At 70.5% G+C, this 12,152-nt stretch carries 12 protein-coding genes; 8 read left to right on the top strand and 4 right to left on the bottom strand.

The features are described from left to right. Positions 1–243: 243 nt before the first annotated feature. On the bottom strand, positions 244–915 hold the full coding sequence (locus tag ACVCAG_RS05650; RefSeq protein ID WP_447189560.1) for a hypothetical protein: 672 nt from the start codon (positions 913–915) through the stop codon (positions 244–246). Positions 916–1,301: 386 nt separating this feature from the next. On the opposite strand from ACVCAG_RS05650, the gene ACVCAG_RS05645 reads away from it, so the two are divergent. Together ACVCAG_RS05645 and ACVCAG_RS05640 are read left to right on the top strand one after the other, a co-directional pair. After that, positions 1,302–3,518, top strand: a complete 2,217-nt coding sequence (locus ACVCAG_RS05645; protein WP_440082299.1) for a thiamine pyrophosphate-dependent enzyme — start codon at positions 1,302–1,304, stop codon at positions 3,516–3,518. Positions 3,519–3,657: 139 nt separating this feature from the next. After that, positions 3,658–4,125, top strand: a complete 468-nt coding sequence (locus ACVCAG_RS05640) for a hypothetical protein (RefSeq protein ID WP_447189559.1) — start codon at positions 3,658–3,660, stop codon at positions 4,123–4,125. Positions 4,126–4,171: 46 nt separating this feature from the next. Here the strand turns inward: ACVCAG_RS05640 and ACVCAG_RS05635 are convergent, their stop codons facing one another. The 3 genes from ACVCAG_RS05635 to ACVCAG_RS05625 are packed head-to-tail and all read right to left on the bottom strand — an operon-like array spanning position 4,172 to position 6,738. After that, on the bottom strand, positions 4,172–5,317 hold the full coding sequence (locus ACVCAG_RS05635; RefSeq protein ID WP_440082297.1) for a magnesium and cobalt transport protein CorA: 1,146 nt from the start codon (positions 5,315–5,317) through the stop codon (positions 4,172–4,174). 10 nt (positions 5,318–5,327) lie between these two features. Further along, complete coding sequence (locus ACVCAG_RS05630; protein WP_440082296.1) at positions 5,328–5,804, bottom strand: nuclear transport factor 2 family protein; 477 nt, start codon at positions 5,802–5,804, stop codon at positions 5,328–5,330. A gap of 16 nt (positions 5,805–5,820) precedes the next feature. Continuing rightward, positions 5,821–6,738, bottom strand: a complete 918-nt coding sequence (locus ACVCAG_RS05625) for an amidohydrolase family protein (protein ID WP_440082562.1) — start codon at positions 6,736–6,738, stop codon at positions 5,821–5,823. Between the two features lie 83 nt (positions 6,739–6,821). On the opposite strand from ACVCAG_RS05625, the gene ACVCAG_RS05620 reads away from it, so the two are divergent. The 6 genes from ACVCAG_RS05620 (at position 6,822) to ACVCAG_RS05595 (ending at position 11,994) form a co-directional block, all read left to right on the top strand. Continuing rightward, on the top strand, positions 6,822–7,535 hold the full coding sequence (locus ACVCAG_RS05620; protein WP_440082295.1) for a M50 family metallopeptidase: 714 nt from the start codon (positions 6,822–6,824) through the stop codon (positions 7,533–7,535). A 450-nt stretch (positions 7,536–7,985) separates the two neighbouring features. Continuing rightward, the gene (locus ACVCAG_RS05615) at positions 7,986–8,687 is read left to right on the top strand and encodes a histidine kinase (RefSeq protein WP_440082294.1); all 702 of its coding nucleotides are present in this window, start codon (positions 7,986–7,988) and stop codon (positions 8,685–8,687) included. 148 nt (positions 8,688–8,835) lie between these two features. Further along, on the top strand, positions 8,836–11,484 hold the full coding sequence (gene lanKC / locus ACVCAG_RS05610; protein ID WP_447189558.1) for a class III lanthionine synthetase LanKC: 2,649 nt from the start codon (positions 8,836–8,838) through the stop codon (positions 11,482–11,484). Between the two features lie 4 nt (positions 11,485–11,488). Beyond that, a complete protein-coding gene (locus tag ACVCAG_RS05605; protein ID WP_440082292.1) occupies positions 11,489–11,620 on the top strand; it encodes a SapB/AmfS family lanthipeptide in 132 nt (43 codons plus the stop codon). A 48-nt stretch (positions 11,621–11,668) separates the two neighbouring features. Beyond that, a complete protein-coding gene (locus tag ACVCAG_RS05600) occupies positions 11,669–11,803 on the top strand; it encodes a SapB/AmfS family lanthipeptide (RefSeq protein ID WP_440082291.1) in 135 nt (44 codons plus the stop codon). 59 nt (positions 11,804–11,862) lie between these two features. Then, positions 11,863–11,994 (top strand): SapB/AmfS family lanthipeptide, encoded by a 132-nt coding sequence (locus tag ACVCAG_RS05595; protein WP_440082290.1) that lies wholly within the window; start codon positions 11,863–11,865, stop codon positions 11,992–11,994. Positions 11,995–12,152 lie beyond the last annotated feature (158 nt).

The raw sequence follows: 12,152 nt of genomic DNA, 5'->3' as shown, positions 1-12,152 counted from the left end.
TCCAAGACTCTTCGTGTTTTGCGGCCCGTATCGGCAAAGACGCCTTCTCCCGCCCGAGGGGCGGCGGGAGGGCGCCCATAAGCGGGAGGGCGCTCATAACCGGTCAGGGCCGGAACACGGGCCGCCCGGGCCCGCAGGAGCGGTACGGCGGCCGGTCACCTGCACGGCCGCCGGTCTGTCACCGGCATGTCACCGGCACAGGGCGGTCACGGGCCTGAACATCGGATCACCGGCACGAACCGGTCACAGGCAGGACCCCGCCGCCACGACGGCGGTCGGCGTGCAGAGCACGCTCGCCCAGGCGGCGACGGCCGACGTGACCGCGAGCGGGGTGCCCGGCGCGGCGAATATCACCGGAGCCGGCGCGACCGGGACCGGCGGGACGGCCACGGGCGGCACGACGTCGACCGGCGGGGTGCCTTCGACCGGCGGGACCGCACCGGGCGGAACGGCGTCGACCGGCGGAGTGGTGCCGGGCGGGACGCCGTCGACCGGCGGGGCGGCGTCGGGCGGGGCGGTGTCGACCGGCGGGGTGGCGCCGGGCGGGGCGGTGTCGACCGGCGGGGTGGCGCCGGGCGGCAGCTGCTCGTCCGGCGGCGGCGGGGTCCCGGGCACCCCGGTCGTGGGCGCCGGGGCGGTCCCCGACACCGGGGCGGGCGGGGGCGGTGTCTCGGCCGAGGATGACAGCGCGGACATCGACGCGGCCCCCGGCACCGGTGCGCTTCCGGGCGCCGGTGCGCTCCAGGCGGCCGGTGCGGCCGGTGCGGGCGGGGCCGGTATCCCGGGCACCGGCGTGTCGCCGGAAAGCGCCGGGACGGGCGACGCCGTATCCAAAAACGGCACGGCGGCGTGGGCGGCGGCCGGCAGCATGACGGCCGCCCCCACCGCCCCGGTGAGAATCAGTTTTCCAAGCATGTGCGCCTCCACTGATGTGACCGATGTGACTGGTGTGATGGACGTGAACTCCGAAGATGCTGGCAGCCGCTGTGTCCGCGGATGGCAAAGACACCCCCCTGGGGAAGTCCGCAGGGGGAACGGCTTGTGGCAACAGGGACGCGAGATGCCCGGAGATCGCAACACAGGACCCGGAAACGAATGTGCTCCCACCGTTCGGGGCTTCCGCCCCTTGTGCTGGTCAGACCCGGCATGAGGGTTCCGGTTCATTCATCGGGCGGATCGGTGAAAACAGCCCTGACAAGCCGTCATGAATAATAGTTAAATATGATCGGCCCGCGAGTCCGTACGCATCAAAGATGTCAAGGTTGAGGACGGCATCCATCCATGGGGGACATAATCGGGCTGTGGCGCGCGACACTGTTGAGACCCATTTCACCGAGGCCGTGACCGCCCTTTCCCCCGGGGCGCCGCGCGATCCCGGCCTGCCCGTGCGGGAGGGCACGACCCTGACGGGCGCCCGCTGCCGCGAGCTGTTCGAGTTCCAGCTCGGCAGCAGGCTGCTGGACGTCACCGCCCGCTGGCTGCGCGAGCAGGGCCAGGGCTTCTACACCATCGGCTCGGCCGGCCACGAGGGCAACGCCGCGGTCGCCGCCGCGCTGCGCGCCACCGACCCCGCCCTCCTGCACTACCGGTCCGGCGCCTTCTACCTGACCCGGTCGGCGATGGCGGGCCGGCTGCCCGAGGAGGGGCTGCGCGACGTGCTGCTCGGCCTGACCGCCTCGGTCGAGGAGCCGATGGCGGGCGGGCGGCACAAGGTCTTCGGCCACCCCGACCTGGCGGTGATCCCGCAGACCTCCACGATCTCCAGCCACCTGCCCCGCGCGGTGGGCGTGGCCTTCGCCATCGAGCGCGCCCGCCAGCTCGGCCTGCCGGGGCCGTGGCCCGCCGACGCGATCGCGACGTGCAGTTTCGGTGACGCCTCGATGAACCACGCCAGCGCCCTGTCGGGCCTCAACACGGCCGCCTACGGCTCGTACCAGAAGCTGGCGCTGCCGATCCTGTTCGTCTGCGAGGACAACGGCCTGGGCATCAGCGTGCGCACGCCCGACGGCTGGGTCAGGGCCGCCCACCACCCGCTGATGAGGTATTTCGAGGCCGACGGCTGCGATCTCGCCGACGTCCACGACGTTGCGCTGGCCGCCGCCGACCATGTCCGCGCGCACCGCGCCCCCGCCCTGCTGCGCGTCGGCACCGTCCGGCTGATGGGCCACGCGGGCTCGGACGTGGAGCTGTCCTACCGGACCAAGCGGGAGATCGACGCCGACCTGGAGCGCGACCCGCTCGTGGCGACCGCCAGGCTGCTCGTCGAGGCCGGCCTGACCACCCCCGACGAGCTGCTGCTCCGGTACGAGACGACGCGCGAGCACCTGTTCAAGATGGCGATGGAGAGCTCCCGGCGACCCCGGCTGGTCTCCGCCTTCGACATCGTGGAGCCGCTGGCCCCGCGCACTCCCGCGGCCGTCGCCGCGGCCAGCACCGGGGCGGCGGCCCCGGAGTCCAGGGCGAGGGCCTTCGCCGGCAGGCTCCCGGAGCAGGAGGGCCCGCTCACCTTCTCCCAGTCCGTCAACCGCACCCTCGCCGACTCCCTGGCCGCCCACCCCGACGTGCTGGTCTTCGGTGAGGACGTGGCACGCAAGGGCGGCGTCTACGGTGTCACGCGCGGCCTGCAGAAGCGCTTCGGCCCCGGCCGGGTGTTCGACACCCACCTGGACGAGCAGGCCGTGCTCGGCCTCGCGCTCGGCTCCGGGGTCTCCGGCCTGTTGCCGGTGCCCGAGATCCAGTATCTGGCGTACCTGCACAACGCCCTGGACCAGATCCGGGGCGAGGCCGCGACGCTGCAGTTCTTCTCCCAGGGGGCCTTCCGCAACCCGATGGTGGTGCGCGTCGCCTCCTACGCCTACCAGAAGGGCTTCGGCGGCCACTTCCACAACGACAACTCCGTCGCCGCGCTGCGCGACATCCCGGGCCTGGTCGTGGCCTCCCCCGCCCGGCCCGACGACGCCGCCTCGATGCTGCGCACCTGCCTGGCCGCCGCCCGCGTCGACGGCAGCGTCTGCGTCTTCCTCGAGCCCATCGCCCTGTACAACACCCGCGACATGTTCGAGGAGGGCGACAGCGGCTGGCTCGCCCCGTACGCTCCCCCGGCCCGATGGGCGGAGACGCACATCCCGATCGGGCGGGCCCGCAGCTACGGCGACGGCCGCGACCTGACCATCGTGACCTTCGGCAACGGCCTGCGGATGAGCCTGCGCGCCGCGGTGAGGCTCACCGCCGAGGGGCACGGCTGCCGGGTCCTGGACCTGCGCTGGCTCTCCCCCCTTCCGGTGGAGGATCTGATGCGGGCCGCCGAGCTGACCGGCAAGGTGCTGATCGCCGACGAGACCCGCCGCACCGGGGGCGTCTCGGAGAGCATCGTCGCCGAGCTGCTCGACGCGGGTTTCACCGGCAGGATCGCCCGGGTGACCTCCTCGGACAGCTTCATCCCGCTGGGCGAGGCGGCCAGGCACGTGCTGCTGTCGGAGGCCGAGATCGAGGCGGCCGCCCGCAAGTTGCTCGGCTGACCCACCCCTCGGTCCGGAATCCCGGAATCAACCCCGCCTCCTCAGCGGAACGTGTTCAATTGGTCGCATGCCGTCACGGACCATGGCCCCGGCCCGTCGGCAGGCCGACCCTCCGTTTCCCCCCCGAGTAGGAGGTAGCATGCCCGACGTGGCGACCCGGAGCACCGTTCAGCGCGTGACGGATCTGGAGGCCTGGGCCTTCAGGACCGGCAAGGACCTGGCGGACATCAAGGAGACACTGCACGATCTTCCCAAGATCATCCGCGAGGAGGTCATGACCTACACCGCGCCGATGTTCGAAGAGATCATGAACCGGATGGCCACCAAGGAGGATCTCCTCGCGCTCTCCACCAAGGTGGACGGCCTGGAGACCAAGGTCGACGGCCTGGAGACCAAGGTCGACGGCCTTGACGCCAAGGTCGACGGCCTTGAGGTGAAGATGGACACCCGGATGGCGTCCTTCGAAGGCCGGATGAAGTCCCTCGAAGGCCGCATGGAGTCCTTCGAAAGCCGGATGGAGTCCTTCGAAGGCCGGATGGGCTCTGTGGAAGGCCGGATGGACTCCATGGAGGGCAAGCTGGACCTGATCCTGGCCAAGCTCAGCTGATCTTCGCCGTGAGCCCCGGGCCGGCGGTCCGGGGCTCACGGCGGTGTCAGAGCCAGTCGCGGCGTTTGAACACCAGATAGAGCGTGAGGCAGACGCCCGCCATGAGCAGGACCGCGAAGGGATAGCCCCACTTCCAGTGGATCTCGGGCATCACGTCGAAGTTCATGCCGTAGATGGTGCCGACGAGAGTGGGGGCGAACAGGATCGCGGCCCAGGCGGAGATCCGCTTGACCTCCTCGTTCTGGGCGTTGCTCGCCTCGGTGAGGTTGGTCATGTGCTCGTTCTGGGCCTGGGCGACCATGGTCGAGTTGACCACGAGGATGTCGTGGAGCATCTGGCGGAAGCCGCTGACCCGCTCGGCGACGGTGATCGCGTGGTCGGCCACGTCCCGCAGGTATCTCTGCAGCTCCTGGTCCACCCCGTACTTGGCGGCCCCCGCGATGAAACCCTCGATCATGCCGAGGAGCGGCTGGGTGGCCCGCTGGAACTCGATCACCTCGCGCGACAGCTCGTAGATGCGGCGGGAGACCCCGGGCTCGTTGCCGAAGACCTGGACCTCGATCTCGTCGATGTCGTTCTGCAGGCCGGCGACCACGGGGGCGTAGCCGTCCACGACCGCGTCGAGGATGGCGTAGAGCACCGCCTGCGGGCCCTGGCCGAGCAGCTCGGGGTCGTGCTGCATGCGGCGGCGGACCTGCGACAGGTCGGGCGCCTCGCTGTGCCGTACGGTGATCACGAAGTTCGGGCCGACGAAGACGTGCAGCTCGCCGAAGTCGACCTCCTCGGCCTCGTCGAGGTAGCGGGCCGGGCGGAGCACCACGAACAGGGTGTCGCCGTAGCGGTCGGCCTTGGGCCGCTGGTGGGCGACGATGGCGTCCTCGACCGCCAGCTCGTGCAGGTCGAACTCCTCGGCGACGTTGAGGATGACACCGTCCTCCGGCCGGTAGAAGCCGATCCAGGCCATGCTGTCGGGAGTGTTCTTCAGTCGTTCGAAGGCCTCGGGCAGCGACTCGGGAGTGGCGGTGCGACGGCCGTTGACGTAGATCGCGTTGTCGATGACGCGCGAGCGGGGCGGGACCGGCCGCCCGTCGCCGACGGACCTGGGGTCCATCGACCGCTCGGGAGACTCCCGGCCGGTGCCGGGACGCCCGCGCATCAGGCTCCGCAGGCCCCGCATTCGCCGGTCGGTCACGCGTCTCTCCTCATCGGGCGCTCATGAACTCCTGCAGCGACCGCATCGCGGTGGTGCGGATCTTCGCCCTGAGCATCGGGGTCCAGCCGAGGACGATACCGACCGGCCGGCCCATCGCCATCTTGGACCAGCGCTTGAGGTCGAAGTCGTCGTGGTGCCGGACGATCAGGCCGTCCTCGAAGCGGAAGAGGGCGTCGACCTCGTTGACGACCTTCCTGCCCGTCTTGCCGAAGGTGTAACGGCCGGTCCAGTGTGCCGTTCCCTCGTGCGGGCGGGCGGTGATGTCGCGGACGGTCACGTCGAGGTCGGCGCTGCGGCCGAGCAGCATCCGCCACATGCCCATCACCCTGTCGCGTCCTTCGAGCTCCTGGAAGACGGGGTCACCGAAGGTGACGTCGGGGTGGTAGCAGAGCTCCATCGCGTCGGCGTCGCGGCGCGCGAAGGCTTCGTAGAACGTCTTGATGAGCTCGGCGTTCCGATCGTTCACGAGTTTCTCCCGGTCATCAACATCCTGCCGACCGAGTGTAGTGCGCGGAAAGGTCGAGGAGATTGTCCGCGTTGTCCCAGCACACCGCGCGGAGCCAGCCGTCGCCGAGCCCGAGCCGGTCGAGCGCGTGGAGCTGGTGGGCGTACGGGTGGGGGATGTTCGGGAAGTCGCTGCCGAGCAGGATCTTGCCGGCCAGGCCGAGGTCGCGCAGGCGCGGCAGGAGGCGTTCGGGAAACGGCATGCCGCGCTCGGCGAAGTCGGTGAAGGTCATCGTGGTGTCGAGCCGCACGTTCGGGAAGGTCTCGGCCAGCTCGAAGAACTCGTCGTACTCCGGCATGCCGAGGTGCGCGACGATCATCGGCAGGGCCGGGTGGCGGTCCAGCACCCCGCCGATCGGCCCCGGCCCCGTGTGGCGGCCGGGCAGCGGGATCGAGCTGGCGTGCACGACGACGGGCACGCCCCGCTCGGCCAGCAGCCCCCACACCTCGTCGATCTCCTTGAACCGGGGGTCGAAGTCGCCGACCTGGAGGTGGACCTTGAAGATCCGCGCCCCTCGGCCGAGCGCGTCCCGGACGTAGCCGAGAGCTCCAGGTTCGGGGTAGAAGGTGGCCGAGGGGAGACATCCCGGGGTACGGCCGGCGAAGTCGAGCGTCCATTCGTTGAGGCTCTCGGCCATGCCCGGCCGGTGCGCGTAGGCCAGGGCGGAGAAGACCCTCACCCCGAGTGCCCGCAGCCTGGCGACCCGTTCCCCGGCGGGCAGCCGGTAGTGGATCGGCCACCCTTTCCCCATCAGGGGGCTGCCATGCTCGAAATGGTGCCAGACTCGACGTTCCATCCGCTCCGGTAGGAAGTGGACGTGCACGTCCGCCAGGCCGGGCAGGCCCAGCCCTCGCCACCAGGCGGGGACGCCCGCGTCCGCGAGTTCCGGAATCATGTTCGGCACGGTTCCGACTTTATCGCCAGCACACCGGCAGTCGTGGGACGCTTTGCTCTCACGCCGCGAAGGAGAAACGAGCGTTGTCCGACCTCTGGGTGACCCTGACCTCGACCCGTTCCGGACCGCCCCTGTGGGTCGTGCTGCTGTCCGCCCTGGCCGCGCTGGGCGTGGTGTCGTGGTCCACCTCGTGGCAGCTGTCACGAGGGCTGATCACCATCGCCCACGAGGGCGGGCACGCGCTGGTGGCCCTGCTCACCCGGCGCAAGCTGGAGGGCATCCGGCTGCACTCCGACACCTCGGGCGTGACCCTGACCAGGGGAAAGCCCCGGGGGTTCGGCATGATCCTGACCGCCGCCGCCGGATACGTCGCCCCCTCCCTACTGGGACTGGGCGGGGCGTGGTTGACCGCCTCCGGCTACGTGGCGGTGCTGATCACGATGGTGATCGGGCTGCTGTTCTGCATGCTGCTGCTGATCCGCAACCTGTTCGGCGTGGTGAGCCTGCTGGCCACCGGAGGTGCCATCTTCGCCTTCACCTGGTACGCCGCGCCCGACATGGACGCGATCCTGGCCTACCTGGCCGTGTGGTTCCTGCTGCTGGGAGGCGTACGGCCGATCGTGGAACTCCAGCGCAAGCGGCGTCGCCACCAGGCGCCCGACTCCGACGCCGACCAGCTCGCCAGGCTGACCTTCCTGCCCGGCGGATTCTGGGTGTTCCTGTTCCTGGTGGTGGCGGGCGCGTGCCTGGTGGCCGGGTCCTACCTGCTGCTCCCCCGGGCGTTCGCACTGCTCTGAACGGTTCCGTCCCGGCCAGGTCCGCCCCGCTGTCGCTTCCGTCGTCATGTTCTCCGTCGTCGCCGTCGTCGCCGTCCGGGGCCGCCCCTGCGGCGGCCCTCATCACGACGACGCGGGGGAGGGAGCGAAATCGGCAAGGGCGCGGAACCACGTTCAACGGTCACTCGCCGTAACGGGCCGTCGCCATGCCATGGCTTCGGGAGATCCGATCGCGTCCGGTCACCACGGCCGTCCGTCCGGGCGGCGTGCCCGGAACGGGAGCGTGGCACCCCGGCGTGTCCACTTCTCCGAGATTCGCCTAGTTGTGCGATTCATATCATAATGTTGGGGTAATTATCAGGCACTTACCCCTCGCATGGTTACGCCCCGTAACCGCACCTCTGAATTGACGCTCAGATAATTTTTCGAGTTTATCATCGGGAATATCACTTCTCCTGTGAGAGGCGTTCCATGCCCCACCCCGCTTACCTCGTCGGAGCGGCCGGGGCGGGCGTCCTGCTGGTCTCGCTGAGCGTGACGCTCGTGCTCCTCCGGCGGCTCAGGCGGTTTCGCGCCGAGCGGGAGAGGGCGCTCACCAGAGCGTACGAGGGGTTCGCCCGCGACATGCACGACATCGTGGGGCACTGGCTCTGGCTGGCGTCCATCAAGGGAGAGCTGGCCCATCGCAGGGCGAACGGCGACGCGCGCCTGCGCGAGGACCTGGAAGAGGTGCTGCGGGCGGTGCGACAGGCCGCGCACGCCGTGCGGAACGTGTCGGAGGCCCGTCACCGGCTGTCGTTCTCCGGCGAGGCCGCGCGGGCCAGGACCCTGATGGAGGGCTTCGGGGCCTACTGCTCGGTCCGGGTGGACGTGAACGAGCTTCCCGAGGCCGTGAGCGCCACGCTGGGCGCCGTGGTCCGCGAGGGCGTGACGAACATGCTGCGGCACAGCCAGGTGAAGCGGTGCGCGATCGAGCTGGTCGAGCACGACGGCCGGCTGCGCCTGACCGTCGTCAACGACGGGGCTCCCCGGCGGGAGGCGCACTCCGTCGGCAGCGGCGTGGGCAACCTGACCCATCGCGTGGGCGAGCTGGGCGGCACGGTGCGGGCGGTCGGCGGCGCGGACGGGTGGTTCACCCTGATGGCCGAGGTTCCTGGTAATTTTTCCGAATAACCTTCACGTCCGCCGCGAAAGCGCAGGTAGCGCACACCTTCACGGTCGACACTGTGAGTTTCGCATATACGAGTGGTTTAATTTGTAACTAGTGGTTTCTCGGGTTATCCGTAATTCTCTCTTCTGGAAGACAGCAGGGGAGAATGCCGTGGATGACCAGTATGAACTTTATTGCCTGGCGGACCCGCTTTTTTATGACACGCTTGACGGCCGCCGGGGGGATCACCCCGATTTCGCGCTCGCTGCCCGGGACGTCCCGGACGGCTGGCAGCACCAGGCGACCGACACCTGGATGCACTACGCGCCGCTCGCCGGCCGCACCCCCGCCCAGGGCTGGAAGATCCACGTCTCCGCCCGCGCCGAGGACGCCGACCGCGCCATAGAGGCGGTCTGGGACTACTGCGTCCCCCGCGACATCGCGTTCAAGTTCCTGCGCAGCCTGCCGGTCATGACCATGCTGAACTCCAAGGCCGCCCCCCGCGGCGCCAGCGGGAAGCTCGTGACGATCTACCCGGTGGACGAGGCGCAGCTGGAGCTCACGCTCAAGGAGCTCGACGAGCTGCTCAGAGGCGTCGAGGGGCCGTACATCCTCAGCGATCTGCGCTACGGCCAGGGCCCGCTCTTCGTGCGGTACGGCGGTTTCGCCGGACGGCGCTGCCTGGCCGACAACGGCGAGCTGGTGCTGGCCATCGAGGACGGTGAGGGGCGGCTCGTCCCCGACGTGCGGGAACCCGCCTTCGGCGTGCCGTCCTGGGTGACGCTGCCCGCCTTCCTCGAATCCCACGTGGCCGCCCGCAACGCGGTCACCACCGAGGGACTGCCGTACCGGGTCGAGAGCGTCATGCAGTTCTCCAACGGCGGCGGCGTCTACCTGGGAGAGGACCTGCGCACCGGGGAGCGGGTCGTGCTGAAGGAGGCCCGCCCGCACGCCGGCCTGGACGCCGCCGGCCGGGACGCGGTGGCGCGGCTGGCGCACGAGCGCGACATGCTGGAGCGCCTGGCCGGACTGGACGCGGTGCCCGCGCTGATCGACTACTTCACCCTGGGCGGGCACCACTTCCTGGTCGAGGAGTTCGTCGACGGCAACCCGCTCCAGCGGCAGCTCGTGCACAAGTACCCGCTGACCAGGGCGACCTGCGACGACAAGGCCATCGCCGAGTACACCGGCTGGGTGCTCGACATGCTCCCCAAGGTGCGCCGGGCGGTGGAGTCCCTGCACGGGCGCGGGGTGGTCTTCGGCGACCTGCACCCCAACAACATCCTCGTGACCGAGGACGGCCGCCTGGCACTGATCGACTACGAGGTGGCGACCCTCATCGAGGACCGCGGCCGCGCCGCGCTCGCCCATCCGGCGTTCGGCGCGCCGGCCGACCGGCAGGGCGTCGACGTCGACCTGTACGCCCTCGCCTGCCTCTGCCTCGGACTGTTCGCCCCGCAGCTCACCATCATGCTGCCGCTCGACCGCGCCAAGGTGACCGACCTGGCCAGGCTCATCGGCGAGACCTTCCCCGTACCGCGCGAGGTGCTCGACGAGGCGGTCCTGACCGTCACGGGCCCCGAGCCCGCGGCGGCCACGCCGTACCCGAAGCCGGGGCTCGACGACTGGCCCCGGCTCAGGGAGGCGATGACCCGGGCCATCCTGGCGAGCGCCACCCCCGAGCGCGAGGACCGGCTCTTCCCCGGCGACGTCGCCCAGTTCCAGCCCGGCGGGGGCGTCAACCTCGCGTACGGCGCGGCGGGGGTGCTCTACGCGCTGGCCGCCACCGGAGCCGAGCGCCGTCCCGAGTACGAGGACTGGCTGCGCGCCAGGGCGCTGGCCCCCGCCCCGGGGACGGGGATCGGGTTCTACGACGGCCTGCACGGCGTGGCCTACGTCCTCGACCTGCTCGGGCACCGCCAGGACGCGATCGACACCGCCGACCTATGCCTGCGCCAGAAGTGGGAGTCGCTGGAGCTCGGGCTGTTCAGCGGCCTGGCCGGCATGGGCCTGAACCTTCTCCACCTGGGCGGGACCACCGGCGAGCGGACCTTCACCGAGGTGGCCCTGCAGATCACCGGCATCTGCTCCGACAGGCTGGGCGGGCCCGACGACGTGCCGGAGGTCAGCGGCGGCGCCAACCCCCGGGCCGGGCTGATGTACGGCTCCTCCGGACCCGCCCTCCTCTTCCTGCACGCCTACGAGCGCACCGGCGACGCGTCGCTGCTCGAGCGGGCGGCCGTGGCGCTCCGGCAGGACCTGCGGCGCTGCGTCACCGGCGAGGACGGCACCCTCCAGGTCGACCAGGGCTGGCGCACGCTGCCCTACCTGGACGAGGGGTCGGTGGGCATCGGCCTGGTCCTCGCCCGCTACCTGACCCACCGCGAGGACGCGGACTTCCGCGCCGCGCTCGACGGCTGCCGGCGCGTCACCCGGGGACGCTACTTCGTGCAGTCCGGCCTGTTCACCGGCCGGAGCGGCATGATCGGCGGGCTCGGCTGGGGCCTGGGGCCCGAACCGAACGCCCTCCACACCGGCCACACAGACCTGGCCGAGCAGCTCCGCGGGCTGGACTGGCACGCGCTGCCCCACGGCGGCGGGCTGGCCTTCCCCGGCAACCAGCTGCTCAGGCTTTCCATGGACTTCGCGACCGGTACGGCCGGAGTCCTGTTCGCGATGAGCGCCGTGCTGCACGACCGGCCGGTGTTCCTCCCCTTCATCGAGCCGCCCGGCGGCACGAGCGCCCCGGCAGGGGTGTCCGCGCACGGATCCGCCGGGTGGTTTGGCCCCCACGACACATCGACATCGAAGGAGGTGTAACGACATGGTTCTTCTCGACCTGCAGTCCCTGGAGGCCCCCACCGGCGGCGGTGGTGGCGGCGGCGGCAGCACTCTCACGGTCCTGGGCTGCGCGTCCGGCAAGCCCAGCAACCTGAGCGTCGTCCTCTGCCACTAGGCACCCGGTTCTCCCTATATCGGTTCCCACCAGAAGTGAGGCAATCCCATGGTCCTTCTCGACCTGCAGTCCCTGGAGACCCCCGACGGCGGCGGCCACGGCGGTGGCGGCGGCAGCACCCTCACGGTCCTGGGCTGCGCGTCCGGCAAGCCCAGCAACCTGAGCCTCCTGCTCTGCCACTAGTTCCTCCCGTTCCACACGATCCAGAACCCGTAGAACCCCGTAGAAACGGAGCAACTCCCATGGTCCTTCTCGACCTGCAGTCCCTGGAGACCCCCACCGGCGGCGGTGGCGGCGGTGGCGGCAGCACCCTGACGGTTCTCGGCTGCGCGTCCGGCAAGCCCAGCAACCTGAGCGTCGTGCTCTGCCACTAGTGAGACCCCGTGCCCGGGACGGCCAGCGACGGCGGCCGTCCCGGGCACTCCCGTTCCGGGAGGGTCCGGTACGCCGAGGACGCCGGGAGACCGGGGAGGTCCGCGGCGTCCAGGACGTTCGGGGCGTCGGGAACATCGGGGAAGTTCGCGAAGTCGGG

It is taken from the genome of Streptosporangium sp. G12 (assembly GCF_052983175.1).
The sequence above is the reverse complement of the archived record's forward strand: the minus strand, read 5'-3'. Positions and strand labels throughout refer to the sequence as shown.

Bases quoted from the DNA above. Each gene is read 5' to 3' on its own strand.
- ACVCAG_RS05650 (WP_447189560.1), bottom strand. From the start codon at position 915: ATGCTTGGAAAACTGATTCTCACCGGGGCGGTGGGGGCGGCCGTCATG.
- ACVCAG_RS05640 (WP_447189559.1), top strand. From the start codon at position 3,658: ATGCCCGACGTGGCGACCCGGAGCACCGTTCAGCGCGTGACGGATCTG.
- ACVCAG_RS05625 (WP_440082562.1), bottom strand. From the start codon at position 6,738: ATGATTCCGGAACTCGCGGACGCGGGCGTCCCCGCCTGGTGGCGAGGG.
- ACVCAG_RS05615 (WP_440082294.1), top strand. From the start codon at position 7,986: ATGCCCCACCCCGCTTACCTCGTCGGAGCGGCCGGGGCGGGCGTCCTG.
- ACVCAG_RS05605 (WP_440082292.1), top strand. From the start codon at position 11,489: ATGGTTCTTCTCGACCTGCAGTCCCTGGAGGCCCCCACCGGCGGCGGT.
- ACVCAG_RS05600 (WP_440082291.1), top strand. From the start codon at position 11,669: ATGGTCCTTCTCGACCTGCAGTCCCTGGAGACCCCCGACGGCGGCGGC.
- ACVCAG_RS05595 (WP_440082290.1), top strand. From the start codon at position 11,863: ATGGTCCTTCTCGACCTGCAGTCCCTGGAGACCCCCACCGGCGGCGGT.